24 protein-coding genes are annotated in these 25,745 nt (G+C 72.5%); 13 read left to right on the top strand and 11 right to left on the bottom strand.

Features of this window, described 5'->3' with window-relative positions; translation table 11 throughout:
* Positions 1 to 18: 18 nt before the first annotated feature.
* The 3 genes from D7044_RS02085 to D7044_RS02095 all read left to right on the top strand — a co-directional run bounded on the left by D7044_RS02085 (position 19) and on the right by D7044_RS02095 (position 4,138).
* Positions 19 to 2,457 (top strand): hypothetical protein, encoded by a 2,439-nt coding sequence (locus D7044_RS02085; RefSeq protein WP_147434564.1) that lies wholly within the window; start codon positions 19 to 21, stop codon positions 2,455 to 2,457.
* Positions 2,458 to 2,606: 149 nt separating this feature from the next.
* On the top strand, positions 2,607 to 3,350 hold the full coding sequence (locus tag D7044_RS02090; RefSeq protein ID WP_120687766.1) for a hypothetical protein: 744 nt from the start codon (positions 2,607 to 2,609) through the stop codon (positions 3,348 to 3,350).
* Between the two features lie 212 nt (positions 3,351 to 3,562).
* On the top strand, positions 3,563 to 4,138 hold the full coding sequence (locus D7044_RS02095) for a Dps family protein (protein WP_120687767.1): 576 nt from the start codon (positions 3,563 to 3,565) through the stop codon (positions 4,136 to 4,138).
* Between the two features lie 74 nt (positions 4,139 to 4,212).
* Here the strand turns inward: D7044_RS02095 and D7044_RS02100 are convergent, their stop codons facing one another.
* From D7044_RS02100 to D7044_RS02120, 5 genes are all read right to left on the bottom strand, one after another.
* Entirely contained in the window at positions 4,213 to 5,130 is a 918-nt protein-coding gene (locus tag D7044_RS02100) for a siderophore-interacting protein (protein ID WP_120687768.1), read from the bottom strand.
* Between the two features lie 92 nt (positions 5,131 to 5,222).
* On the bottom strand, positions 5,223 to 7,190 hold the full coding sequence (locus D7044_RS02105; protein ID WP_233564835.1) for a potassium transporter Kup: 1,968 nt from the start codon (positions 7,188 to 7,190) through the stop codon (positions 5,223 to 5,225).
* 210 nt (positions 7,191 to 7,400) lie between these two features.
* Positions 7,401 to 8,219, bottom strand: coding sequence for an alpha/beta hydrolase (locus D7044_RS02110; RefSeq protein ID WP_120687770.1), 819 nt, complete (start codon positions 8,217 to 8,219; stop codon positions 7,401 to 7,403).
* A 286-nt stretch (positions 8,220 to 8,505) separates the two neighbouring features.
* Positions 8,506 to 9,837, bottom strand: a complete 1,332-nt coding sequence (locus D7044_RS02115; RefSeq protein WP_233564836.1) for a hypothetical protein — start codon at positions 9,835 to 9,837, stop codon at positions 8,506 to 8,508.
* A gap of 10 nt (positions 9,838 to 9,847) precedes the next feature.
* Positions 9,848 to 11,374, bottom strand: coding sequence for an alkaline phosphatase D family protein (locus tag D7044_RS02120; protein ID WP_120687906.1), 1,527 nt, complete (start codon positions 11,372 to 11,374; stop codon positions 9,848 to 9,850).
* A gap of 270 nt (positions 11,375 to 11,644) precedes the next feature.
* Between D7044_RS02120 and D7044_RS02125 the strand changes: the two genes are divergently transcribed.
* From D7044_RS02125 to D7044_RS02155, 7 genes are all read left to right on the top strand, one after another.
* The gene (locus D7044_RS02125) at positions 11,645 to 12,823 is read left to right on the top strand and encodes an RNA ligase RtcB family protein (protein ID WP_120687771.1); all 1,179 of its coding nucleotides are present in this window, start codon (positions 11,645 to 11,647) and stop codon (positions 12,821 to 12,823) included.
* On the top strand, positions 12,820 to 13,494 hold the full coding sequence (gene prfH, locus D7044_RS02130) for a peptide chain release factor H (RefSeq protein WP_120687772.1): 675 nt from the start codon (positions 12,820 to 12,822) through the stop codon (positions 13,492 to 13,494). Before D7044_RS02125 ends, prfH begins: the two co-directional genes overlap by 4 nt.
* Before the next feature lie 102 nt (positions 13,495 to 13,596).
* Positions 13,597 to 13,959, top strand: coding sequence for a hypothetical protein (locus D7044_RS02135; RefSeq protein ID WP_120676155.1), 363 nt, complete (start codon positions 13,597 to 13,599; stop codon positions 13,957 to 13,959).
* 91 nt (positions 13,960 to 14,050) lie between these two features.
* On the top strand, positions 14,051 to 15,349 hold the full coding sequence (locus D7044_RS02140; RefSeq protein ID WP_120676153.1) for a vanadium-dependent haloperoxidase: 1,299 nt from the start codon (positions 14,051 to 14,053) through the stop codon (positions 15,347 to 15,349).
* Between the two features lie 211 nt (positions 15,350 to 15,560).
* The gene (locus tag D7044_RS02145) at positions 15,561 to 16,100 is read left to right on the top strand and encodes a PadR family transcriptional regulator (protein WP_120676151.1); all 540 of its coding nucleotides are present in this window, start codon (positions 15,561 to 15,563) and stop codon (positions 16,098 to 16,100) included.
* Positions 16,097 to 16,819 carry an ABC transporter ATP-binding protein gene (locus D7044_RS02150; protein ID WP_199716415.1) on the top strand — a complete coding sequence of 241 codons (723 nt, stop codon included), beginning with the start codon at positions 16,097 to 16,099 and terminating at the stop codon, positions 16,817 to 16,819. Before D7044_RS02145 ends, D7044_RS02150 begins: the two co-directional genes overlap by 4 nt.
* Before the next feature lies 1 nt (position 16,820).
* Positions 16,821 to 18,596 (top strand): ABC transporter permease, encoded by a 1,776-nt coding sequence (locus D7044_RS02155; protein ID WP_120687773.1) that lies wholly within the window; start codon positions 16,821 to 16,823, stop codon positions 18,594 to 18,596.
* 74 nt (positions 18,597 to 18,670) lie between these two features.
* Here D7044_RS02155 and D7044_RS02160 read toward each other — a convergent pair whose 3' ends face one another.
* The 4 genes from D7044_RS02160 to D7044_RS02175 form a co-directional block, all read right to left on the bottom strand.
* Positions 18,671 to 19,252 carry a DinB family protein gene (locus D7044_RS02160; RefSeq protein WP_120676147.1) on the bottom strand — a complete coding sequence of 194 codons (582 nt, stop codon included), beginning with the start codon at positions 19,250 to 19,252 and terminating at the stop codon, positions 18,671 to 18,673.
* A 112-nt stretch (positions 19,253 to 19,364) separates the two neighbouring features.
* Positions 19,365 to 20,945 (bottom strand): metallophosphoesterase family protein, encoded by a 1,581-nt coding sequence (locus D7044_RS02165; RefSeq protein ID WP_411710960.1) that lies wholly within the window; start codon positions 20,943 to 20,945, stop codon positions 19,365 to 19,367.
* A 162-nt stretch (positions 20,946 to 21,107) separates the two neighbouring features.
* Positions 21,108 to 21,542 (bottom strand): ChaB family protein, encoded by a 435-nt coding sequence (locus tag D7044_RS02170; protein ID WP_233563070.1) that lies wholly within the window; start codon positions 21,540 to 21,542, stop codon positions 21,108 to 21,110.
* Positions 21,543 to 21,544: 2 nt separating this feature from the next.
* Positions 21,545 to 22,027, bottom strand: a complete 483-nt coding sequence (locus D7044_RS02175; protein WP_120687774.1) for a phage holin family protein — start codon at positions 22,025 to 22,027, stop codon at positions 21,545 to 21,547.
* A 164-nt stretch (positions 22,028 to 22,191) separates the two neighbouring features.
* On the opposite strand from D7044_RS02175, the gene D7044_RS02180 reads away from it, so the two are divergent.
* Both D7044_RS02180 and D7044_RS02185 read left to right on the top strand, forming a co-directional pair.
* Complete coding sequence (locus D7044_RS02180; protein WP_120676143.1) at positions 22,192 to 22,722, top strand: MarR family winged helix-turn-helix transcriptional regulator; 531 nt, start codon at positions 22,192 to 22,194, stop codon at positions 22,720 to 22,722.
* 159 nt (positions 22,723 to 22,881) lie between these two features.
* Positions 22,882 to 23,616: an ATP-binding protein gene (locus tag D7044_RS02185; protein ID WP_120687775.1), complete on the top strand. Its 735-nt coding sequence runs from the start codon at positions 22,882 to 22,884 to the stop codon at positions 23,614 to 23,616.
* A gap of 6 nt (positions 23,617 to 23,622) precedes the next feature.
* Here the strand turns inward: D7044_RS02185 and D7044_RS02190 are convergent, their stop codons facing one another.
* Together D7044_RS02190 and D7044_RS02195 are read right to left on the bottom strand one after the other, a co-directional pair.
* Positions 23,623 to 24,165, bottom strand: a complete 543-nt coding sequence (locus tag D7044_RS02190; RefSeq protein WP_120687776.1) for a cupin domain-containing protein — start codon at positions 24,163 to 24,165, stop codon at positions 23,623 to 23,625.
* A 55-nt stretch (positions 24,166 to 24,220) separates the two neighbouring features.
* Positions 24,221 to 24,817, bottom strand: coding sequence for a DsbA family oxidoreductase (locus tag D7044_RS02195; protein ID WP_158609336.1), 597 nt, complete (start codon positions 24,815 to 24,817; stop codon positions 24,221 to 24,223).
* A 198-nt stretch (positions 24,818 to 25,015) separates the two neighbouring features.
* Between D7044_RS02195 and D7044_RS02200 the strand changes: the two genes are divergently transcribed.
* Positions 25,016 to 25,678 (top strand): TetR/AcrR family transcriptional regulator, encoded by a 663-nt coding sequence (locus D7044_RS02200; protein ID WP_120676139.1) that lies wholly within the window; start codon positions 25,016 to 25,018, stop codon positions 25,676 to 25,678.
* The last annotated feature ends 67 nt before the right edge of the window (positions 25,679 to 25,745 follow it).

Raw genomic sequence — 25,745 nt, forward strand, 5'->3', positions numbered from 1 at the left:
GTGGGGGGAGGAGCATCGATGTTCGGTAGGAAGGCCACCAGACCCGCGAGAACGGCGCTCGCCGTGATCGTGCCGGCTGTTCTGGTGACGCTCGCGGGAGGGGTTGGTCCCGCGTACGCCGCGGACCCGGGCGAGGACGCGAAGGCTCGCACCACGCCGGCCTATCAACTGGCCAAGGGCGAGGAGTGCGGGCTGCGGCCGTCGGCCGGCAAGAGCGCGAAGGACGAGCAGCTGAGCTGCCTCGGTGTCGAGGCGAAGCTCGACCGGACGCCGGCGGTGGGAGAGCAGGCGACGCTGCGGGTCACCGTCCGCGCCGCGGGGAAGATCGGACCGAGCGAGATCAGTGTCGCCCTCCCGGCCGAGCTGGAGTGGGTGCAGGCGCCGGCCGAACTGGGCGTGCAGAAGCGCAGCAGCATCCAGCCCGAGCGGGCCGGCTCCATCTCCGTGGCGCGGACGACCCAGGCGCTGCGCTCGGGCGACAGCGTCGGGTTCAGCGGTGTGGTCCGGGCGGTCAAGGCGGGTCAGGTGCAGATCCAGGCCCGGGCGACCGCGCCGTACGGCCGGGACGTCCAGGCCGGTCAGGACGACGTCTTCCTGACCATCGCGGAGAAGGCGGGAGCGTCCCGGCTCGGACACGCGGTCCCCGCGGGCGACAGCTCCACGAAGCGGGTACCCACGACCGAGCGGGCGGCGCGGCCGTCCGGCCAGAAGCCGAAGAGCGTCGGCGCGCAGAGTGTGACCGGCGAGGCACAGGCCGAGGCGCGGGCCAAGGGGCTCAAGGTGATCGCCCCGCAGGCGCCGTGTGACACCCGGGTCGCCGGGAACTGGAGCTTCCAGGACCAGAACGGCACCTGGCACAACCAGATGAACATGCAGGTGCAGGTCTGGGACGACGACGTCTTCGGTGACTCGCTGCTCGCCACCGGCGTGACCGACGGCGCCGGCAACTACAACATCTGCTTCGACTCGAAGGTCGAGGGCTTCCCGGACAGCGGGAACGCCGACATCTACGTCCGCTTCATCACGTCGAACTCCCAGTGGCGGGTGCAGCGCGGTGGCAACCCGCTCTCCTTCCAGACCGGGACGACCAACGACGTGCCCACCGGCAGCACCTTGAACCTCGGTTCGCTCACCGCCGCCGACGGCGCGCTGCAGCGCGGTCTGCACGCGTACGACTCCGCGAACGACGCGTGGCTGTGGGTGCCGAAGCCGAACAACCTGTGCTGGGACCAGGACGACGCGAGCTGCCGCCAGGTGGTCATCAACTGGGCGCCGGACTCGACCGACGGCACGTACTACAACCTGGGCAGCAACCAGGTGCACCTGGCCGCCGACGACCCGAACGCCCCGGTCACCGTGGTGCACGAGATCGGCCACGCGGTGATGGACGACCTGTACAACGACAACTTCCCCGCCGCGCCGAACTGCAACCCGCACAGCGTCACCGGCACCAGCTCGGCCGGCTGCGCCTGGACCGAGGGCTGGGCGGAGTGGTTCCCGGCCACCGTCTACAACGACCCGTTCTTCCGCTGGCCCAACGGCGCCTCCCTCAACCTGGAGAACGCGAGCTGGGGCAACGGCTGGGGCGAGGGCGACACCACCGAGGGTCGGGTCGCCGCCGCGCTGATCGACATCACCGACTCCGCGAACGAGGCGACCTGGGACCGGTACGGCGAGGGGCCGTGGAACATCTGGATGACCTCGCGGCTGCACAACTCGACCACCTTCGCGAACTTCTGGGCGCACCGCACCGCCGACGGCTTCAACGTGGCCGACTCCGGGGCCCGCGCCTCGGTGTACCAGAACACGATCGACTACCAGTTCCGGGACCCGCTGGGCAGCTACGCCCCGCTGACCCGCCCGACACCGACGCCGCCGCACAACTTCGGATACTCGACCTCGTCGGTCTACTGGTCGGTGGTCGCGCTCAAGCCCAACTCCGGTGACCTGGACCTGCAGCTCTACGACGACCGGGCGCAGGGCGTCTACCTCAGCGGCAGCGCCGCCGGCGGCACCACCGTCGACTTCGTCGCCGTGGACTCCAACCGCCGGGCGCTGGGTGACTACTACCCGCGGGTGACGAACTGGTCCGGCGGCGGTGGCTACCGCGTCGAGCTCGCCCAGGGCGCCAGCGTGCTCAACGGCGGCAGCAGCACGATCACGATGGGTACGAACAACGTGGTCGCCGTCCGGGACACGTACCTCACCGCCGGGGTGCCGGTCACCATCTCGGCGGCGGCCACCAACGTCGGTCAGGACGCTGAGCTGTTCCTGATGAGCAGCGACGCGAACGCGGCCACCTGGATCCGTCCCCGCTCGGGTGCGGCGGCCGCCGCCACCGGCGGTGGCGCCGGGGCGACCGAGACGATCACCTTCACCCCGGCCCTCTCCGGCTGGTACGGCGTCGTCGTGGTCAACAAGGCCGGCTCCGGCAACTACACCCTCACCCGGTCCTGACCGTCCACCTCCTGACCGGTCCGGGAGCGCCCGTCGCGGCGCTCCCGGACCGCTCTTCGCGGACCCGCGAACGATCCGTCCCGAATTGCACGGAACCGCCGGGCACACCGGCACGTCCGACCGACGTAACCTGACGCGGGAGGCGACAGATGCACCGACTGCTGGCCCTGCTCGCTGTGCCGGCCGTGCTGGCCTCGACGGTGACCGTGGCGGCCTGCGCGGGCGGCGACCGCAGCGAGCCCGAGCCACCGACGGGCGCAACGACGCTGGTGCTGCGGCTGAGCGAACTGCCCGGCCTGCTGCCGCCCGGCGGCGTGGCCACCGTCGCTCCGCGCCACTCCCTCTTCGGTGACGGTCGGCTGATCAGCGCCGCGTCCGGGCCCACCGGGGGGTGGCCACAACTGCGCGTGGACACCGTTTCGACCGAGGACCTGCGCGAGCTGTTCCGTACGGCCGCCGCGCTCCCGGACGAACCGGGAACGGCGGCCCCGGACGGGCCCGTCGTGCAGGTGGTCGTCGGCACGTCCGGCGGTCGACGCGGCGTCACCCTGGCCCGCGACGACGCGGCGGCCACCCGGCTACGGGCCGATCTAGCCCGGCACTCCGGCGGTCCGCCGGCACCGTACGAGCCCCCGGCCGTCGCGATCGTCGCCACGCCCGCCGACCCCGCCGAACCTGCCCGGCCCTGGCCGTTGCCGACCCTGACCGGCGAGCCGCTGGGCGGCACGTCGGCCGGTTCCACCTGCCTCGTGCTGCGGAGCGCGGAGCTGGACGCCGCCCGGCGCGCGATCGAAGCCACCGACGGCGACGCGCGGTGGAGCAGCGCGGGCCGGGTGTGGCAGGTGGCCGCACGCCCGCTGCTGCCCGACGAGACCGGATGCGCCGACCTCTAGTCGCTGGTCGCTCACCGGCAGCCCGGACGAGTGACAGCGGCGAAGCGGCGCCCCGGCACGGGGCGAACCGGGAGAGGGTGGGCGGAGCGTCATGTCTGCCCTGCGTCAGCCGTCCATCGCCGGCGCCCCGCGTAGCGGATCGCCCATCGCTTCCGTGCCGAGGCCGGCCCGGCGCGACGTACGGGCAGGCCGATGAGGAGCGAGGAGACGACGTGACCGGAGAGCCGAACACCGCGGACAGCCAACCCCGCCTTCATCAGCACGGCCGGGAGATTCAGGCCTTCGGCAGTGTCCGCCAGTTGCCGGTCGCTCTGGCGTACGAGGCTCGGTTGTACTCGTGCGAGCGGTTGAACCGGATCCTCGCCGACACCCGCATCCTGCACTCGCTGTACAAGAAATACCACTGGCTCATGCGAGGGCACACGTTCTACCAGTTGCATCTCCTGCTCGACAAGCACGCCGACGAGCAGTTGGCGTTGGTCGACACGCTCGCCGAGCGGGTGCAGACCCTCGGTGGGGTCGCGGTCGGCGATCCGCGCCACGTCGCCGAGCTGACCCGGATCCCCCGCCCGCCGAACGGTGTCGAGGAGGTTCCCGGGATGCTGTCGCGCCTACTGGAGGCGCACGAGACGATCCTGATCGACGCGCACGACGCGGCGGCCCGGGTCGCCGAGGGCGGTGACGACGGCAGCAACGACGTGCTGGTGTCGGATCTGATCCGCACCAACGAGCTACAGGCCTGGTTCGTCGCCGAGCATCTCGTCGACACGCCCGCGGTACGGGCCTGAACGTCCGCGCGGACCGGGGAGTACGGCACCTCGGGTGTCCCGCCCGTGCCGGCGACGGCGGGACACCCGGGGTGTCAGGCGACGTCGGCGCGCCCGAGCCGCCAGTAACCCATGAACGCGACGGCGTGCCGGTCGAGGCCCCGCTCCCCCACCAGGTGCCGGCGCAGCGCGCGGATGACGCCCGCCTCCCCCGCCAGCCACGCGTGCAGCGGTGACGCGGCGGTCTCGGTCTCGGCGGGCACCTCCCAGAGGATCTCGGTGTCCACGTCCACGTCGTTGTCGGTGACCGGACCGGTGGCGGGCTCGGTGCGGGCGGCGATCAGGTCCCCGGCCGCCGCGGCGACGGCCGGGACGAGGAGGCTTCCGTACTCGCCGGCGCCCCGGGGGAGCCAGGTCAGCTCGACCCCGGGTGGCGTCACCAGCGGGAGCGCGTCGCCGGCCTCCGGGACCTCGATCAGCGCCCGGCCGGACGCGTCCAGCGGCAGACGCTCCAGGATGGCGGCGATCGCCGGCGCGGCGGTCTCGTCCCCGGCGAGCAGCAGCTGCCCCGTCGACGGCAACCGGAACTCGATGCCGCCGTGGTCACCGGGGTAGCCGGCGTCCGGGCCGACGAGGGCGATCTCGTCACCGATCCGGGCCCGCCGCGCCCATCGGGTGGCCGGGCCGCCGTCGCCGTGCAGGACCAGGTCGATGTCGACCTCGGCGAGGTGCGGACGGACGGCCCGCACGGTGTAGGTGCGGATGGGGTTGCGCTGCTCCTCGGGCAGGGCCCGCCACTGCGCGTACCAGTCGGGGCCGTCCGGCAGCCGTACCCCCTGCTGGCCGGGGAGCGGCAGCGCGAGCTTGATGCGCTGGTCCCAGCCGTTGTCGGCGAACCGGTCGAGGTCGGGGCCGGTGAAGGTGGCCCGCAGGAACGAGGGGCTCAGCCGGTGGATGGCCCGGACCTCGACGGTGAAGACGCGCCAGGGCGCGATAGGCAGGGTCTCGGTCATGGTGCCTCTCTGGGTCGGGCGGCGCCGGTTGAAGGTTAGGCTACCCTAACCAGCTTTCCCGATGAGCGGAAGTCCGCTGCCGGACCCGGCGTTCACACCTCGATGTACGAGCCCATGATGACCGTGCGATCGCGCGGCAGGCAGAAGTGCTCGGCGGCGTCGGCGGTGATGAACGAGGTCGTGATGAAGAGCCGCTTGCGCCAGCGCGGCATGGTCGGCCGGCTCCCGGCGCGCAGCTCGATCTTCGAGAGGAAGTAGGAGGCCTCCTCGGCCTGCACCCGCCCCTCGACGTCACCCGCGTTGAGCCTGCGGAGCGTCTCGGGCACGTCCGGGCTCTCCATGTACCCGAAGTAGGCGCTCACGTGGGTGATGCCGTCGTCGGAGTAGCCGAGGTCGTCGACGGCGATCCGCTGGTCCGCGGCGATCCGGGGCACCGGCTTGGTCTCGATCGAGAGGATCACCACGTGCTCGTGGCGTACGTGGTTGTGCTCCACGTTGGCGCGCATCGCGAGCGGCACGGTCTGCTTTCCCCGGTTGAGGAAGATGGCCGTGCCGGGCACCCGGCGGGCGAGCTTGCCGTCCGCGCGCAGCTCCTCGACGAAGTCACGCAGCGAGCCCTCGTGCTGCTGTCGCTCGCTGGTGACGATCTCGCGTCCGCGTTTCCACGTCGTCATGATCGTGAAGGCGGCGAGGCCGATCAGCAACGGCACCCACGCGCCGTGCAGCAGCTTGGTCGCGTTGGCGCCCAGCAGCAGCAGGTCCCACACCAGCAGCGGTATCGCGCCCAGGGCGAGCAGCCAGAGCGGCACCTTCCACTTCCACCGGCCGAGGTAGAACAGCAGGAAGGTGCTGATCGTGATCGTCGCGGTGACCGCCATGCCGTACGCGAAGGCCAGCCCGGTCGAGCTGCCGTACGCGAGGACGAGGGTGAGCACCGCGACCATCAGCAGCCAGTTGACCCACGGAACGTAGACCTGGCCGATGGTGGACTCCGAGGTGTGCAGGATCCGCAGCCGAGGCAGGTAGCCGAGCTCCGCCGCCTGTGAGGCCACCGAGAAGGCGCCGGTGATCACGGATTGGGAGGCGATGACCGTCGCGGCGGTGGCGAGCAGGGTCAGCGGCAGTCGACCCCAGTCCGGCGCGAGCAGGAAGAACGGGCTGCTGATGTTGCTCGGATCCTTGAGGATCAACGCGCCCTGGCCGAAGTAGCTCAACGTCAACGCGGGAAACACCAGTACGAGCCAGGCGCGGGTGATCGATCGGCGACCGAAGTGCCCCAGGTCGGCGTAGAGCGCCTCGGCCCCGGTGACGGCGAGCACGACGGCGGCGAGGGCGAAGAACGCGACCTCGAAGCGGCCGGCCAGGAACCCCAGCGCATAGGTCGGCGACAACGCCTTGAGGATGTCCGGATGCGCGGTAATGCCCCGCACCCCGCAGACCGCGACGATGAGGAACCAGACGATCATGATGGGCCCGAAGAGGCGGCCGACCGCGGCGCTCCCCCGGCGCTGGGCGACGAAGAGCAACGCGATGATCACGACGGTGATGGGGACGACGAGATTTCCGAGTGAGGGTTCGACGACCTTGAGCCCCTCGACGGCGGAGAGCACCGAGATCGCCGGGGTGATCATGCTGTCGCCGAAGAAGAGCGCCGCACCGAAGATGCCGAACAACACGAGCACCGGCACGGCTCGCCCGCCGCGGCGTACGTTGCGCCGCAGCAGGGTGATGAGGGCCATGATGCCGCCCTCACCGTCGTTGTCGGCGCGCAGCGCCAGCAGCACGTAGGTGACGGTCACGATGATCATCACCGTCCAGAACACCAGTGACACCACGCCGAAGACGTTCTCCGTGCTGACCGGCACGGGATGCGGGTCGCTCGGATTGAACACGGTCTGCATCGCGTAGATCGGGCTGGTGCCGATGTCGCCGAAGACGACGCCCAACGCGCCGATGACCAGCGCGAGTCGGGCGCTGTCACGGGCGATCGAACTGCTGGCCCCCAGCGGACGCGACGCCGGTCCGGCCTCGGGCGCGCCCGGCTGCTGGCGCTCGGTCACGGCCATCCCCCCTGTAGCCGGCGACGGCACCGGCTGAACGCCCAGGGCACCGGATGCCCGACGTCGGCATATCGGCACATTACCGGCACAACGCCGCCTCCGGCGGCGGGTCACGCAGAGAGCAGCCGTCGCCGGAGGCGCGCTCCGCGGCGCGGGCGTGCTTCCCCTGCGGCGAGCCGCCGGGGAACCGGTCCGGCCGGGACCGCCCGCTCAGCCGTTCAGCAGGGTCCGGACGTCCGCGAACAGCCGGTCGTCGGCCGCGGCGGCCGCCGGGGAGGTCGCCTCCTGCTGGATGAAGTTGTGCTCCAGGCCGGGCTCCTGACGGTGCAGCACCCGCACCCCGGCCTCGGCCAGCCGGCGGGCGTAGGCGTTGCCCTCGTCGCGCAGCGCATCGTGCTCGGCGGTCACGAGGACGGTGGCCGGCATGCCACGCAGGTCCGTCGTCAGCAGCGGGCTGGCGGGAGCCCGGTCGGCCGCCCGCGGCGTCCACTGCTCGACCGCCCAGACGAGGAAGTCGGTGTCCAACGCGTGACCGGACCCCTCGTCCACGATGCTCGGCTGCGAGAGCGTCAGGTCCGTGTTGGGGAACATCAGGACCTGCCCGGCGGGAAGCTCCTCGCCCGCGTCGCGCAGGCGCAGGCAGGCCATGGTGGCCAGGTAGCCGCCGGCGCTGTCCCCGGCCACCGCCACCGGCCGAGCCCAGCGCAGGACCGCCACCACGTCGTCGACGGCCGCCGGGTACGGGTGTTCGGGCGCGCGCCGGTAGTCGACGGCGAGCACCTCGACGTCGCAGGCGTCGGCGAGCCGCCGGCAGATCCGGTCGTGGGTGTCCAGGTCACCCAGGACGAAGCCGCCTCCGTGTGCGAACACCACCCGCGGCCGCGCCTGCTCGGACGGGCGGTAGTGGCGCAGCCGCAGGCCGTTCGGCCCCTCGACGTCCGCCACGCGGGCCAGCGCGGGCCCCCGGGGACGTGCGGCGGCTCGCCGACGCGAGCCTTCGCGCAGTTCCGACGCATCGAAGGACGCCATGAGGTTCTCTCTTCCGGGCAGGATCGACGCCGGGAAGCCGGAGTTCCGGCCCGCGCTCAGGCGACCCTGCCGGCCGGAGCGGCCCGGGTGACGCCACACGCGGCTCAGACTCTAACGCCCGCCGGCGCCGCTGCTCGTACGGGCGGAGCTACCGCACCAGGATCTCCCCCGCCCGGGGCAGCGGCCGATCGGCCCGCAAGAGCCCCGCGCGGTCCGTGGCGGGCTCGGTGACCTCGTCACGGCACCGAGGTCAACCGAGCCCCTCCCACTGGGATATCCGTACCGGTCAGCCTGCCCGGTTCGCGGCTCGGGCCTTCATCCGGCGCAGCTCCTGCGCCGAGACCTGCCAGGTGGAGTTGGTCGTACCCAGGCCGAGGAGCACCTGGTCGAACGTGTTCCCGTCGTTGTCGTCGGTGTAGCAGACGGTCACCTCACCCCATGGCGAGGCTGCCACGGCCATCTGGTCCTGACGACCGGTCGTGGTCTGGCTCAACGCCTGGGCCGGCAGCCGGCCGCCGGCCGTACCGTCCGGGTTGAGGCCCCGCGCCCAGACGTCCGAGTCGGCGCCGACGACCGTCCACCCCACGACGACGTTGCCCTGGTCGTCGATGCCGACGCCGGGCGCGGTGGCGCCGGCGCCGCCGGAGACCTGGACCTCGGCGTGCCGGGCGGCGCCGGCGGCACCGAACGAGCGCTCCCAGACACCGCGGGTGCCCGTGTGATCGGATTCCCACGCCACGGTGAAGTCACCGGCGAAGTTCGCCGCGACCGAGGCGCGCTGCTGCTGCCCGTCGCTCTGCGCGTTGGCCGTCCGCCGCGACAGCACCACCGATCCGTTGGATCGCGCCAGCCGGGCGAGGCCGATGTTGTAGAAGCCGTTCGCGTTGGCGTCCTCGTCCCAGACCACGAGGGCCTCGCCTGAGGCGGAGACCGCCACGTCGGGGCGGTGGTGCGCGCCCGTGGTCTGGGAGGCGGTCACCTCGTACGCCTTGCTGGTGGCGGCGGTGTAACCGGCGGCCCGGACGGTGGCGGGGGCGGTTCCCTGGATGTCCTCCCAGACCACGGCGAACCCGACCGCGGCGGCGTTGTTGGGCGCGCCGTCCGGGTCCACTGCGACCTTCGGCCAGATCTGCTGCCCGGCGTCGCTCGCGTTGACCTGGCCGGAGCCGAGCACCGCCCCGGCCGGCGACACCACCCGGTACTGGATGTTGTAGACGCCGTTGCCGTCGCCGTCGGCGGCCCAGACCACCACCGCGTTGCCCCGGTCGTCGAGCCCGACGTCCGGGCTGATGTGCCGCCAGGCGGCCCCGCTGGTTCCGCTGCCGGAGAGCTTCACCTCGTACGCCGGCACGCCGTCGCGGAACAGCCGCAGGAAGATCTCGCTGTGCGTGTCGTCCGCCGGGTTGGTGCTGTCCCGGTCGTCCTCCCAGACGACCGCCACCTGGCCGTTGCGGTTCATGGCGACGGCCGACAGGTCCTGGTCGCCGGCGGAGGCGCTGTTCGCCGTGGTCCAGGTGACGGCCTCGGCGGTCATCGCGGTCGGCGCGGCGGCGGGGACGGCGCCCGGTACCGCCAGGACGGGCGCGACGAGCAGTGCGGTCAGTAGTGACATCGACATCTTCTCTCTCCTAACCGGCCTGCAGCCCGGGCCGGCCGTCGAGGATGACGAACGAGCGGGCCGTGGAGACGGCCGCGCCGTGCTCGGTCACCGTGTTCACCGAGCGGAAGTCCGCCCGGATCTGGCTGCGGCTGATCGTGGTGCGGACGTAGCCGCGCCGGTTCGAGTAGAACTTCAGGTGCGGATTGGTCGCCGCGTTCGGGATGGTGGTGGTGGCGCTGCCGTTACCGCCCGAGGTGATCGAGGTGCAGACCAGCTCGGTGCCGATCGTCGCCGAGGCGGGGTTCGCGTAGTCGGCCTTGAGCTCGTTGGCCCAGGAGTTGTGCACGTCGCCGGTGAGGACGATCGGGTTGCGGACCCCACGCTGCTGCCAGCCGGTCTGGATCCGGGCGCGAGAGGCCCGGTAGCCGTCCCAGGCGTCCATGTTCGCGGCCCCGTTCGCGTCGAGCTGGCGGGCGAAGAAGACCTGCTGCCCGAGGATGTCCCAGGTGCCGTAGTGCTGAGCCAGCCCGTCGAGCAGCCACGTCTCCTGCGCCGCGCCGGTGAGCGACCGGGTGGCCAGGTCGGCGTCGGAGCAGACCTTCCACCCGTCGCCGCACGCCTGGTCGTCCCGGAACTGCCGGGTGTCGAGCATGTGGAAGGTGGCGAGCTGCCCCCACCGGACGCGCCGGTACAGCGGGATGCTGTTGCCGGCCGGCGCCGAGGTCGGCCGCAGCGGCATGTTCTCGTAGTAGGCCCGGTACGCCGCGGTGCGCCGGGCGGTCCACTGCGCGGTCGTCAGCGCCGGGCTGCTGTCCGCGCGAACCATGTTGGCGTAGTTGTTCTCCACCTCGTGGTCGTCCGGCACCACCAGCCAGGGCGCCGCCGCGTGCGCCGCCTGCAGGTCCGGGTCGGACTTGTACAGGGCGTACCGGCGGCGGTAGTCCGCCAGCGACACGATCTCGGCGCCGACGTGCTGCCGTACCGCCGAGGTGTTGGTGCCACCTTCGTAGATGTAGTCGCCGAGGTGCAGGACGAGGCCCGGATTGTCCTCGGCCATCCGCCGGTAGGCCGTGTAGTAACCCGACTCGTAGTGGGCGCAGGAGGCGAACGCCATCACCAGGTCGCGGCCGAAGGTGCCCGGCGCCGGGGCGGTCCGCGTCCGGCCGACCGGGGAGATGTGGCCCTGCGCGCGGAAACGGTAGTAGTAGTCGGAGTCGGCCGCGAGGCCACCGGCGATGACGTGCACGGAGTGCGCGTCGGCGTAGCGGGCGGCGACGGAGCCGGAGGCGACCAGCGAGGAGAAGCTCGCGTTCGTCGACACCTGCCACTCGACGGTCACGTCCGCGTTGGCCATGCCACCCTGCCCGTCGGCGTTCAGCGGCGACGGCGCCAGCCGGGTCCAGAGCACGACACTGTCGGGCGCCGGGTCGCCGGAGGCGACACCGAGTTTGAAGGGGTACGGCGCTGCGGCTCGGGCACCCTGCAGGGGCGTCAGCGCGGCGCCCGCGGCGGTCAGTCCACCGAGGACGAATATGCGACGGCTCAGCCTTGTCATGGCGAGCACTTTCGAGAACGTCGATGAACGGCGGGCTTTGCGACCCGGAATCCGGAGTGACACCACGCCGTCCGGTGCACGGCGATTCGGTGTACGGCCCCGGCGTCGTCCACCGCGCCGGCTGAAATTCGGTTGCCGGACGCCACGGGTTCCACGAGGGTGGTGCGCATGAGGTTCTGACGGACACCACCCACGTTTCCCGAGGCGTCGTGACATCGACCGGCGCCGCGCTGTCGTCCGCCCTCTTTCCTCCGCGAAAAGTGAGCCTCCTTGTCTCTGCACGCCTCCCCTTCGGAGTTCCACCCGCACGCCACCCCCGCCACCGTCACCGTCTTCGCCTCGGCCGAGAGCTGGATCGAGTCGGACGCCCTCCGGCAGTGCCAGCAGGTGGCCGCCCTCGACGGGATGGTCCACGTCGCCGCCATGCCGGACCTGCATCCGGGCAAAGGCGCGCCGATCGGCGCCGCCATGTCCGCCACCGTGCTGTATCCGTTCCTGGTCGGCTCCGACATCGGTTGCGGCATCGCCGTGTTCCCGATCCGGCTCAAGCGCGCCGTGCCCGAGAAGCTCGCCGCCCGGTTCCCCGACCTCGACCGGCCGCTGGACCCCGAGCGGGACGCCGACGACCCCGCCTGGGCCGTCGTCGAGGGCGACCTTCCCGCCGGCCACGTCGACGGGCTCGGGACGGTCGGCCGGGGCAACCACTTCGTGGAGCTGGCCCGCATCGGCACGGTCTTCGAGCCGGGCCACGCCGCCCGCCTCGGGCTGGAGACCGCAGACCTGGTGCTCGTCGTGCACAGCGGCTCCCGTGGGCTCGGCGAGCAGATCCTGCGTACGCACACCGAGGTCCACGGCGCCGGCCCCGCGCCCGACGTCGCCGCCTACCTGACCGCGCACGACGAGGCCGTACGGTGGGGATCGCTCAACCGGCGGCTGCTCGCCGCGCGGGTCGCCCTCGCCCTCGGCGCGGAGCCCACCGAGCCGGTCGTCGACCAGTGCCACAACCTGGTCGAGGTCCGCGACGGGCGCTACCTGCACCGCAAGGGAGCAGCGCCGGGTGACGGCCGCGACGTGCTGATCGCCGGGACCCGCGGCACCCCGTCCTACCTGGTGGCCGCGCACGCCGGTCCGGCCGCCAACTTCTCGGTGGCCCACGGCGCAGGTCGCAAGATGTCCCGCGCCGACGCCCTGCGTCGCGGCCGGGCCAAGCACACGGTCGAGGAGCTGCGCCGCACCCCGGTCGGTTCGGTGGTGGTCTGCGGTGAGCGGCAACTGCTCTTCGAGGAGGCGCCCTCGGCCTACAAGCGCATCGAGCGGGTCGTCGCCGACCTCGTCGACCACGAGCTGGCCACTCCCGTGGCCACCACCATTCCCCTGGTCACCTACAAGACGCCCGAGGCCGGTACCGCCGACCGCCGGGACGGCCGTCGTGGACGCAGGCGCGCATGACCGTGCACCTGCTCCTCTCCGCCGGCCGCGGCCCGCAGGAGTGCGCCTGGGCGCTCACCCACCTGCTGAGCCGCCTCGAGGCCGACGCCACCCGGCAGGGCCTGACGATCCGGCGGGTCCGGACCGTGCCCGGTGAGCGGCCCGACACCCTCCGCTCCGCGTTGATCCGGATCGACGGAGTCGACACCGAGGTCTTCGCCGCCTCGTGGACCGGCACGCTCTGCTGGCAGGCCCCCAGCCCGTACCGGGCGGGAACCGGGCGCAAGAACTGGTACGTCGTGGCCCGTCCCTGTCGGCTCGACGGGCCGACCACGGGCTTCTCCGAGGACGACGTCGACGTCGTCGCCTGTCGTACCGGTGGGCCGGGTGGCCAGCATCGGAACAAGGCCAGCACGGCCGTGCGGGCCACCCACCGCCCGACGGGCACCGTGGTCGTGGTCGACACCGAGCGGCAGTTCAGCCTGAACCGCCGGATCGCCATGCAGCGGCTACGGCAGCGCCTCGAGGACGGCGACGAGGCGGCCCGACGCGACGTCGCCACCGACCGGTGGCGGATCCACGACGAGCTGGTGCGCGGCAACCCCACCCGGGTCGAACGGCCGGAGCCGCCGCCGCGCGACTCAGCGCCCGTCCGACGGTCCCGGCCTCTTCGGCCACGATCGCCGCGCTGATCGCGGCGGGCCGTCCCGCCACGGTGCGACGGCGTGGTGACGCCACAGAGACGGCGGCCGAGGACCATCGGTTACACGGCCTCTCCACCCCAGGGAGGAAAGATGGACTCCGTCATCCTGCCCGAGCTGCCCACCTACCTCTTCGCTCCCAACCTCGCCGGCGTCCTGTCGTTGGCGGTCACCTTCCTGCTACCGCTGGTCGCCGCTCTCTTCATGCGCACCTCCTGGTCGGCCTTCCGCAAAGGACTCGTCCTGCTGCTCGTGTCGGCGGTGAAGACCTTCCTCGAGGCGTGGCTGGTCGCCGTCGAGGCGGAGGGTGCCTTCCACGTCGGCGAGACGGCGTACGCGGTGGTGGTGAACTTCGGCCTGGCGGTCGTCTTCTACGCCGGGCTGCTGCGGAACACCTCGGTCCAGCAGGCGGTCATCAGCCGCGGCCCGGTCAAGGAGCAGGCCACGGCCGGCTGACCACAGTAGATCCTGGTGATAAAGTCGACATCCGTCGATGCCTTGCCGTCGACGGCCACCCCGACCGCAGCACCGACCCTGGGAGCGCCCCATGTCGAGCCGCCCGACGCGCCGGAGCCTCTGGTCCCGCCTCCTCCCCGCCTCCGTCGCGCTCGGCACGCTGATCGCGTCCACCGCGTCCGGACCGGCGGCCACCGCCTCGACCGGAGCCGCCGGCACCGGCACGACCAACCCGGTCGTCGTCTGGGACGCCAACGCCCAGACGGCGATCTGGGACGTCGCGGCGCAGCAGCCGAACGAGCAGGTACGCAGCTTCGCGATGGTGAACGGCGCCGTCTACGACGCGGTCAACGCGATCGCGGGCACGCCCTACCAGCCGTACCTGCTCGCGCCCGCGGCCCGGGGCACCGAGTCGATACAGGCCGCCGTCGCCACCGCCGCGCACGGCGTGCTCAGCGCCCTCTTCCCCGCCCAGCAGGAGCGGCTCCGGACGCAGTACGACGAGGCGCTCGCCGCGATCCCCGACGGGCCGTCGAAGCGCGGCGGCGTCCGGGTCGGGGCCCGGGCAGCGGACGCGATGGTCGCCGCGCGGCAGGACGACGGCGCGTTCGGCGACCAGCAGTGGACGAACGGGACCGAGCCGGGCCAGTGGCGTCCCACGCCGCCGCTCTTCCTGTCCCAGGGCGCCTGGACTGGGCACATGCGCCCGTTCCTGCTCCCCCGCGCGTCGCTGTTCCGCACGCCGGGCCCGCCGCCGCTGACCAGCTGGGCGTACGCCCGCGACGTCGCCGAGGTCGCCGAGGTCGGCTCAGCGTCGAGCACGGTACGCACCCAGGACCAGACCGAGGCGGCGCTCTGGTGGCACGACCGACGGTCGGCCAACTGGGAGATCAAGCGTCAACTCGCCACCACCCAGCGGCTGAACGCCCTACAGACCGCCCGCTTCTTCGCGATGACCGACCTCGTCGTGGCCGACTCAGGGGTGGCCTGCTTCAGCCAGAAGGAGCACTGGAGCTACTGGCGGCCGGTCACCGCCATCCAGCAGGCCGACGCCGACGGCAACCCCGCGACGGCGGCGGATCCGGGCTGGACGCCGCTGCTCGTCACGCCGCCCTTCCCCGAGTACCCGTCCGGCCACGCCTGCGGCACCGGCGCGCGGATGTCGCTGTACCGGCACTTCTTCGGCCGGGACGACGTGGCGTTCAGCGGCTCCAGCGCGGACTCCGGCACGACGCGGCACTTCGGGAGCTTCTCCGAGGCGCTCGACGAACTCATCGGCGCCCGCGTCTGGGGCGGCGTCCACTTCCGCAGCGCCGACGTCGACGGCGCGGCGCTCGGTGAAGCCGTCTTCCGCTACGCGGTGCGGCACCACTTTCGTCCGCTGAGGTAACCCGGCCCGACGGCCTGACCTTCGACACCCGCCCTGCCGGCAAGGAGCGCCGGCAGGGCGGGTGTCGTGCGGATTCGTCCGTCTCCGCCGCACGTCCGGTGTGCCGAACTCCTCCGCCGATCGCCATCGCCATCCCGCGCGCCCCGCCGCCGGAGGTTGACAGCGCCATGGCTAGCGGTTATCTATTGTTGATCTACAGAGGGGTGCCCGCGTGCAGGACGTGGTACTGGCCATGCTGGCGAAGGAGCCGGCGTACGGGTACGAGCTGCGCAGCCGGATGCGGGGCGCGCTCGGGCCGCTCGGCGAGGCGATGAACGACGGGCAGATCTACGTGACGCTGACCCGGCTGACGAAGGCGGGCCTGGTGACCTCGCAGCTCGCCGACGGCCTGCCGGATCGTCCGGCCCGCCGCGTCTACGCGCTGACACCGGCCGGGCAGCAGCGGGTCACCGCCTGGCTGACCGAGGTGAGCTGGCCGAAGCCGGACCTCACCGAGTTCCACCTGAAGCTGGTGGCTGCCGCTGCCGCACGGCTGGCCGATCCGGTGGCGCTGGTCGACGCGCAGCGGCGCGAGGTGCTGCGCCGGTTGCGGGACGCCCAGCGGGCCGCGCTGGCGCGTTCGGTGGACCCGGTCGCCGGGCTGTTGCTGGAGGGGGTCGTGCTCCGGCTCCGCGCCGACCTGGAGTGGCTGGAGGCGTGCGAGCGCATGTGGACCGGGCGTGATCGGACCGAACGGAAGGCGGGGGCGTGACCGGATCGACGGTGCTGGCAGCACGCGGACTGAACAAATGGTACGGACGGGACAGCGGGCTGGTGCGCGCGGTCGACGAGGTCGACCTGGACGTGCCGGCTGGGCAGGCCGTCGCGATCATGGGGCCCAGCGGTTGCGGCAAGTCGAGCCTGCTGCATCTGCTCGGCGGGCTGCAACGCCCGAGCGACGGCGAGGTGTGGCTGGCGGGCCGCCGGATCGACACCCTGAGCGAAGGCGCGCTGGCCCGGCTGCGGCGCGACAGCGTCGGCTTCGTCTTCCAGTCCTTCCACCTCATGGACGAGCTCACCGCGGTGGAGAACGTCGAGTTGGCCGCGTTGCTGGCCGGTCAGTCACCCCGCCGGGCCCGTCGGCGGGCCCTGGAGCTGCTGGACCGCGTCGGGCTCGCCGACCGGGCGACGCACCTGCCCTCGGCGTTGTCCGGCGGGCAGCGCCAACGGGTCGCCATCGCCCGGGCGCTGAGCAACGAGCCGCTGGTCGTACTCGCCGACGAGCCCACCGGGAACCTCGACAGCGCGGCCACCGTCGAGGTGTTGCGGTTGTTCGAGGAGCTGCGGGTCGCGGGGCAGACGTTGGTGGTGGTCACCCACGACGCGCGCATCGCCGCCGTCGCCGACCGGGTGATCTCCATGCGGGACGGATCGTTCGCCGACGACAGCTGGCTCGCCGGCACCGGCACGATCTACGGCGGAGGGCGCTGAGGTGGGCGGACGTCTGCTGCTCGTGTGCCGGCTGCTGGTACGGGACCTGCGTCGGCGCCGCGCCGAGACCGTGCTGCTGCTGCTCGCGATCAGCGCCGCGACCGCGACGCTCACCCTCGGTCTCGCCCTGGACAACGCGCTCGCCGAGCCGTACGAGCGGACCCGGGCCGCGACCGCGGGCCCCGACGTGGTGGCGACGCCGGTCACGACGGGCCCGGGGGCGCTGGCCGCTCTCACGCCGCTGGCCACCGCCCCCGGCGTCACCGCACGGAGCGGGCCGTACCCGATGGCCTATCTGATGATGACCGCCCACGGCAGAACCGTGCAGACGGTCGTCCAGGGGCGGGACACCTCCCCGGCGGCGCTCGACCGGCCGGCCGTGACCAGCGGAACCTGGGTACGCCCCGGTGGCGTGGTCGTCGAACCCACCTTCGCCAACGCCCTCGGCCTGCACACCGGCGACACCGTCGAGGTCAACGGTCACCCGCTGAAGGTGGTGGGGACCGCGGTCACCGCCGCCCGAGCCGTCTACCCGCGCGCCGACTGGCGCTTCCCGGGCAGCATCCTGATCCAGAGCTCCGGTCTCGTCTGGGTCGACAGTAGCCAGATCGGCGCGCTCGCCGGTGGCCAGCGACTGTCCTACACCATGAATCTCAAACTGGCCGACCCGCACGCCAGCACCTCCTTCCGCAACAAGATCAGAGGCGGGGTCGAATACCGCAGCTGGAAGGCGATCGCCGAGGCGGACGGCAAGCTCGTCCGCAAGGCGCACACGGCCTTGCTCCTCGGCAGCTGGCTGCTCACCATGCTCGCGGTGGCCAGCGTCGCCAGCATCGTCGCCGGCCGCATCGTCGAGCAACGTCGCCGGGTGGGGCTACTCAAAGCCGTCGGCGCCGGACCAGCGATGATCGCGGCCGTCCATCTCGCCGAGTACCTGATGATCGGGCTCGCCGCCGCCGGCGTCGGTTTGGCCGCCGGTTGGCTCGCCGCCCCCGCGCTGACCAACCCTGGCGCCGGACTCCTCGGCTCCACCGGCGTTCACCCACCCGCACTGCGTACGGTGGTCACGGTCACCGCCCTCGCGCTCGCCATCGCCGCCGCGGCGACGCTGACGCCCGTACTGCGCGCCGCGACCACCGACACCGTCGACGCGCTGGCCGACGCCGCCACCCCACCGCGTCGCCGCGGGTGGCGCGTCTGGCTGTCCCGCCGGATGCCCACCGCTCTGCTTCTCGGGGTACGCGTCAACGCCCGCCGCCCCCGCCGCGCCCGGCTCGTCATGGTGAACACCCTGATCACCACGACCGCGCTCGCCGCCCTGCTCATGGGCCTGGCACAGGACCGGCAGGTCAAGCTCGGCGAATCGGAGCTGGCCGACCCCCAGGACACCCGCACCCTCCAGGCGATGCTCCTCGTCGTCGGCGTGCTCTGCCTCCTCGCGCTCATCAACGCGATCGTGAGCACCTGGACCGCGGTCCTCGACGCCCGCCACCCCCTGGCCGTCGCCCGCGCGCTCGGCGCCACCCCCGGGGAGGTCACCGTGGGCATGGCGGTGGCGCAGCTCCTTCCCGCGACACCCGGCGTCGCCCTCGGGATCCCGGCCGGCATCGGGCTGTTCCTGACCGTCTCCGCGGGGGAGATCCGGTACGCGCCCGCCTCCTGGATGCTCGGCGTGGCGCTCGCGGTCCTGCTCGCCGTCGCCGTGCTCACCGCGATCCCCGCCGTGCTCACCGCCCGGCGTCCGGTCGCGGACACCCTCCACTCCGCACCGGCCTGACGGCAGGTGAATCGGGACGTGCGGACGCCGGGGCCCGTCCGGCCACCGGGCGGGCCCCGCGCAGGGCCGCTCGGCTACTGGCCGATACGTCCGTCGATCCGCTCGCGCAGCAGGTCGACGTGGCCCATGTGGCGACCGTACTCCCAGACCATTCCGACGAGCATCTCGCGCAGCGACGTCGCCCCGCCACCGCTGCCGTGCTGGTTCAGGGGGTCCTCGGCGGTGATGTCGAGACTGGGCGCCTCGGCCACGAACCGGTTCGCGAAGTCCACCTCCGCCCGCCACGCGTCCCACGCCTCGGCGACCACCCGCGGATCGGCGACGGCGCCGTCGAAGTCACCGTCCCGGTCGGTGTCGGAGCAGTACAACTTCGGCACGTCCTGACCCGCCATCAGCACCCGGAACGTCGCCCGCTCCACCTCGGCGAGGTGCCGCACCAACCCCAGCAACGACATCGTCGACGGCGGCACGGATCGCCGGGCCATCGCCTCCGCGTCGAGACCCTCGCACTTCATCTCCAACGTGAGCCGCGCGAAGCGGAGGGTCTCGACCAGCGTGGTGCGCTCGTCGCCCAACGTCGGTCCGTTCTCCCGTGGGTCGTCGTCGGAGGGCTTGCCGTCGGCGGTGAACATGTCGGCGCGTCGAGTGGTGGCCATGCCCGCATCATCGGTGAGGCCACAGCTGCGGACCACCCGTTTTTCCGGCGCTGATGGACGTCCACGAGGCGCGCCGGGCGCCGGCACGGATCGGCTGTCCGGAGGCGGGCGGTCAGTCCGATCGGGCGCCGGCGGGCTGGGGCGTCGTCGCAGCCGGCACGGGCGTCTCGGGTGCCGCACCGCCGGCCCCGGCCCCGGCGACGTCCGCCGGAACCTCCGGATCGATCACCTGCCGGTCCAGACTCACCTGAGCCAGGCCGGTGCCGCCCACCCGGATGTCGTCGTACGCCTCGAGGCGGTGGTTCGGACCGAGGTAGAGGACGGACATGGCCAACGGGGTGGGCTCCTCCCCCTGCAGCCCGCGCAGGCCCGCCCCGCCGGTGGAGCCCTGCACGGCGAGCCGACTACCGGGCTCGCCCTCGGGCCCGGGCAGCATCCGGACCTCCCGCTGGTGGGTGTGTCCGGCGAGGATCAGCGGCGCGGTCCCGGCGAGCGGGTCGGCGGAGGCCGGGTCGTGCACGAGGGCGATGTCGACCGGGGCGCCGGCGGCGCGGATGGTGTCGGCGAGCCGCTGGCCGGAGCCCGGGAGACTCGTCGGCCCCTCGTCCCACGGGCCACCCTCCTGCTCCTGCTTGTCCGGGGTGAACCGCGGGTCGCCGATCCCGGCGATGCGCACGCTCGACACGCTGGTGATCGAGTTGTCCAGCACGACGGCGTTCGGCTGCCCGGCGACGGCCTGGGCGGTACGGGGCGAGTCGTGGTTGCCGCGGATGTAGACGTAGGGCACCTTGAGCTGGCCGATCATCGACACGTAGGAGGTCTCCGGTTCGCTGCCCCAGTCGGTGATGTCGCCGGTGTCGATGACGAGGTCGATGTCGAACTGCTCGACCACGGTCTTGATCACCGGCCAGACGGCCGGGTTGAGGTGCAGGTCGGAGACGTGCAGGATCCGGGTGGTGTCGGCGGACGCCTCGTAGACGGGCAGGCTCGACATGGTGCCGTAGAGCTTGCTGACGTTGCCGACGAGCCGTTGCAGCTGGTCGGCGTACCGGGTGTAGTCGTCGGCGATCCGGCGAGCGTCGCCGACCAGTGCCGGCGCGTTGACCAGGAGCCCTTCGTAGCGTGGCTCGGCGACCGCGGCGGGTCGTACGGTGAGCGCCGCGGCGCCCAGGGCGCCGCCGGTGACGGCGAGGGCGAGGGTTCCCGCCCAGGCCGTCCGGCGGGTGGAGCGGAAGGTCAGCGCGGCGAGCAGCATGGTGCCCAGCACGGACGCGGCGACGGTGCGCAGGCCCAGCCGGAGCAGGGCGTCGCGGATGTCGCTCGGCGCGGAGGCTCCGGCCGCGGCCAGCCCGCCCGGTTCGTGGATCAGCGCCTCGGCGCGCTTCTGGTCGAGGGAGTCGAGGCGGGCGGTGAGCCGGGCCGGTCCGGAGTGGCTGTCCAGGAAGAGCGAGCCCAGCGGTGGGACGGCGATCTCGCTGCCGCCGTCGGTCGACGGACTGAGCCGGAACTCCACTCGGAGCGGACCGACGTCCCCGGTGACCCGGCCGCCGAGCATGGTGCCGCCGGTCACGCCGACGAGAGTCACGATGATCATGGCGAGGGCCACCAGTCCTCGCCGCGCCCAGCGGGCAGCGCTTGCCGTCACGGCTCCCCACCCCTCCCCCGAGACCGAAACATGCAAGGATGCACGTATTCGTGGGGGCCAAGGGTACGCCGGGTGACCGGCTACTGACGAACGTCGGAGCGCTGGCCCGGCGGCCTCCGGATCACCGCCTCCGCTGCCGCCGCAGGGGCCGACCGCCCCGCGGTCGAGGCACGGTGCCGACCGGCGCTGCGCAGGCCGGGACGGCCGTGTTCAGCGCCGGCGGGCGCGTGCGGTGGCCCGAGCGTTGGCCTTCTCGATCGCCCGGACCAGGTCGCCCTTCCCCAAGCGCTGCGGATCCTCGACGCCCACCCGGCGGGCCACGTCCTCGAGGTGGTCCCGGCTCGCGTTGGCGTCCACCCCCTGGGCGGTGGGGCGGGTGCGGTCGCGCGACGCCGGCGTGCCCTGCTCGGCCTGCGGATCGGAGGGGCCGGGCCGCTCCTTGGGCTCCCAGTGGTCGCCCACCTTCTCGTGGGTGTGCTTCAGCGACGCGTACGCCGTCCGGTGCGCCCGCTCGCCGTCGCCGTAGGTCTCCTCGGCCGACTCCAGCGTCTTCTTGTAGGTGCGCACCGCCTTGTCGTCCGAACGGGCGATCGTCGACGGCACGTCGTCGCGCATCTCCTCTGCCTGTTCGTGCTTGTCCGCCATGTTCAGGCCTCGTTCCGTCCGTCGGCCCCGGCGCCGCGAGCGCCGCCCAGGGCCTGGCGGGCGGCCGCCGAGCCGGCGGGCACCACCGCACCGGCCGTCGCCGACACGGCCTCGCGCATCTCGTCGGCCACCCGCCCCGAGCTGTCGCCGGCCGCGCTCAGCTGCTGCAGTCCGAGCCGGCCCAGGACCACGGCCGCGGTGAGGTAGCCGGAGGCCAGGCCGGCCACGGCGAGCCGACGGGGCAGGAAGGTCTCCAGCGCGCGCAGCACGGTGGTCGACGCCGCGCCGACACCCAGCATGAGGCAACCGCCGGCCGCCGCGAGCAGGACGATGCCGGCGCCGGCCGGTCGCGCGGCCTGGGTGAGCTGGTGGCGGACCGCGTTCATCTCCTCGCGGACGACCTCGGTGATCTCCTCCGCGAAGCGCCCGGCGGGGTTGCCCGTCCGGTCGCCGCGGCCGGGTTGCTCGGAAGCCGCGCCTGCCATGGTGTCCTCCCCGCTGCTCGCTGCCGACGCGGCTTCGTACCCCGGTTCCTCCGCGGCACACCGGGCAGCCCGTCGGCAACGCCCGACGGTGTCGGCCGGCGGGGTGTTACCGACCGGCGAATCCCCGTCATCCCGTTTCTTGCTGCCGTGCAATCATTGCGACCATGGCGTCGACCGTGCTCCCCGCGAGTACGTCCACGGGCCCCGAGACCGGGCTGGTTGAGAGCCTGGCCGCGTTGAGTCGGGCGCTCGTCGGCATCACCACCCGCAGCCTCGCCTCGCTGGACGTGGACCTCACGCTCTCCCAGTACCGGGCGATCGTGGTGCTCGCGTCGCAAGGGCCGTTACGGACCGTCGATCTCGCCGCGGCCCTGCACGTGCACCCGTCGACCGCGACCCGCACCTGCGACCGGCTGGTACGCCGTGGCCTCGTGGCCCGACACCACAGCGAGGCCGACCGGCGGGTCTCCTGGCTGGGTCTGACCGCGAGCGGAAAGGAGCTCGTGGGTGAGGTGATGCGGCGGCGCACCGAGCAGATCCGCGAGCTGGTGAACAGCCCGCAGACCACCGCGGCCGCCAACCTCGCCGAGCTGGTCGAGGCGTTGGTCGTCGCGGCCGGGGAGCCGACCGAGCGGCAGTGGTGGCAGCAGTGGGAACGCTGCACGGAGGAAGCGGTTGGCGCGGGCGGCTGTTGAGCCGCACCCTCGCTCCCCGGTTACCTGCACGGGTACAGGTATCGTACGGGCATCGTTCGCTCGCAGCATGTCGCGAATTCGATCGGGAGGCACGGTGTCCGGCTCCATCGCCACGGCGTCCTCGCCAGGGGCCAGTGAGCACCGAACGCAGTCGCGCACATGACCGAGGTCGCGCTCGCCTGGTCGGTGCGGCGGGACTTCACCGCCGGTTCGACCACCGTCCGCCCCGGAGCGGGCCGGCCTGATCAGGGACTGATCGCGCTGCTGGACGACGCCGACCTCGACGCCCCGCTGAGCCTGATCGTCGACTTCGCGGAGGTACCGGAGAGTGCCCTCGAGACGGTCTCCTCGCTGCTGGCCGGCTGGGCCGCGGCGCGCCGGGCCGGACCGGAGCTGCTGCTGGCGGTCGGCCCGGACACTCCCGCCGGGCGGCTCCTGTCGGCTCTGCTGGGCCGGCAGGCCATCCTCTCCGCGCAGCCGGCCACGGCGACCCGGGCTCTTGCCACCTCGGGCCGGGCGCACCGCTACCTGACCAACGACCGGCGCTCACCGGCTGCAGGCCGCCGCCTCGTCACCGACTGCTGCCGCTCCTGGGGGCTCGACGCGATCGCCGACCAGGCGTCGGTGGTCGTCTCCGAGCTGGTCAGCAACGCGGTCCAGCACGCGGGCAGCGACCTCGATCTCACCGTCGCCCACGTCGACGGTGTGCTGCGGCTGAGCGTCCGGGACCGGACGGCGCATCCTCCGCTCGCGGCGGCGGCAACTGCCGAGGGGGTTCTCGGCGAGCGCGGCCGGGGCCTGCCGATCATTCAGGCACTCACCGCGAGCTGGGGCTTCCTCACCTTCGCCGACGGCAAGACCGTCTGGGCCACGGTGGACGCCGGACCGCAGTGAGGCGGGTCAGTCCGCCGTCGCCCGCGGATGGCGCAGTCCGTGCCGCGCCACGACGTCGTCGAGCCAGTCGGGCGTGCCGTAGGTCAGGCCGTACCTCGCGGCGAGTTCGCCGAACTCGGTGGTGTCGCGCATGCTCACACCGGCCGGCGGCTCGACGGCGGTGAAGAGCTCGCTGAGCTCCCGGAAGTAGTTCTCGAAACCACCGGGCGTGATCACCTCGATGATGCGGCCGGGCACTGTGCCCGCGTTCCACATCGCGTGCATCTGACCGCGTGGTTTGGTGATGTATCCACCAGGGCCGAGGACGACCTCGTCGGCGTCGGACCGGAACCCGATCTCGCCGGCCAACACGATGGAGTGCTCGTCCTCGCGGCTGTGGCGGTGCGGCATGGTGATCGTGCCGACGGCGAACGGATGCTCGACGATCGCCACCTGACCGCCGTTGTCGCGGCTGTGGAGCTTGAAGACGGCGCCGAACCCCGGAATGTCGACGGACTCGCCGCCGCCGGGGGGCACCACCCGCACTTCGGGGGCGTTGCTCACCTCCATCGACATCTCCTCTCCCGTAGCGGGCACCTGCACCCGTCGAGGTGACCGGCCGGCGTCACGCACGGCTGATCGCCTTCTCGGCGAGCCGTTCGAACTCCGCTTGTGGCAGGAGACCCGACACCACTTCACCCCCGATGAGCCAGGTCGGCGTCGCCCGTACGCCGAGGCGGACGCCGAGCGACTCGGACTCGGCGAGGGCGGCCAGCGCGGTGCCGTCGTCCAACGCGGCGCGGAGGGCCTCGAGGTCGACGCCGACCCGGCCGGCGTGCTGCTCGACGACCGCCCGGTCGCCGATCTCCTCGCCGTGCACGAAGCGCGCGGCGAACAGCGCCTTGTTGAAGTCGCCGGAGACGGCCGGCTGGTGGAGACGGATCCATTCCGCGGCGGCCAGCGCCCGGCGTGTGTTGGGCAGTCGCTCGGGCCAGTTCAGGGCGAGGCCGGCTGCGGCCGCTTCGCGCTCGAGGGCCGCGTACATCGGTCCGTTCCGCGGCCCGGCTTCGACGCCGCCGTCGGGGATCTCGGGGTGGATCTGGAACGGCAGGTGCACGACGTCCAGGCCGCGCCGTTCGAGGATGTCGTCGCGCTGCTGCCCGACGTAGCAGAACGGGCAGATGAAGTCGAACCAATGCAGGACGGAAACGCTCGGTTCCACGTCGGCTCCCTTGCCTTCGCGAGTCGGTCGGCCGGCGGGTCGAGGGCTCGCGGTTGTTTCGTTACAGCAAATGACTGTAACTAGTCGGGCCTCGGTCGCCCAGTCCGGCCGGCCTGCCGGACCGGTGTTCCGTGTTACAGTCACTGGCTGTAACGAATCCCGCGCCCCGCGCTGACCGTCGCTGTCCCGAGGTGAACCATGGCTCGAAGACGACCACCGGGCGAACCGGTCCGGGACGGTGGACCCGGCGGCGGCGAAGCCGCGCACCCCGGCGGCCGACCCCGGGACGCCGCCATCGACGAGGCGATCATCCTGGCCACCCGCGAGCGTCTGGTGCGCGACGGCTACGCGAAGATGACGATCGGTGACATCGTCGCCGACGCCAAGGTCACCAGACCCACGCTCTACCGTCGCTGGAGGAACAAGTTCGACCTGGTGGTCGACGCGCTGGACTACGGATTCCGCCGACAGCGCGAGATGTACGTGGTCGACCTCTCGGAGCTAACGCCGCGTAATGCGCTCGTCGAGGCGGTCCGCCGGCTCGACCCGGCCTACTTCAACCCGGACGCCATGGTGCTGATGGGCAACTTCGCCGGCGAGGCGCGCCGCACGCCCGAACTGCTCGAGATCCTGCGACGGCATGCAGTCGAACCCCGCGTCGCCCTCGTCGAGGAGGTGCTGAAGCAGCTACGGGAGCGTGCCGCAATCAGGGCCGACCTCGACACCCGCGTCATCGCCATGATGTGCTTCGGCAGCTACTTCGCCGCCTTCTACGCCGGAGAGCCGAAGGAACGACTCCCTGAACGCGTGGTGGCGGTGCTGTGGCCGGCCATCGCCTCGGCGCGACCGCCGGTCGGCTGAGCCCGGGCCCGTCACGCCGCGCCCCCGGAACGGGGCGGGGCCGCATCGACCCCGAGCGGCGCCCGAG

Source organism: Micromonospora musae, assembly GCF_003626635.1.
Taxonomy (GTDB): Bacteria; Actinomycetota; Actinomycetes; order Mycobacteriales; family Micromonosporaceae; genus Micromonospora; species Micromonospora musae.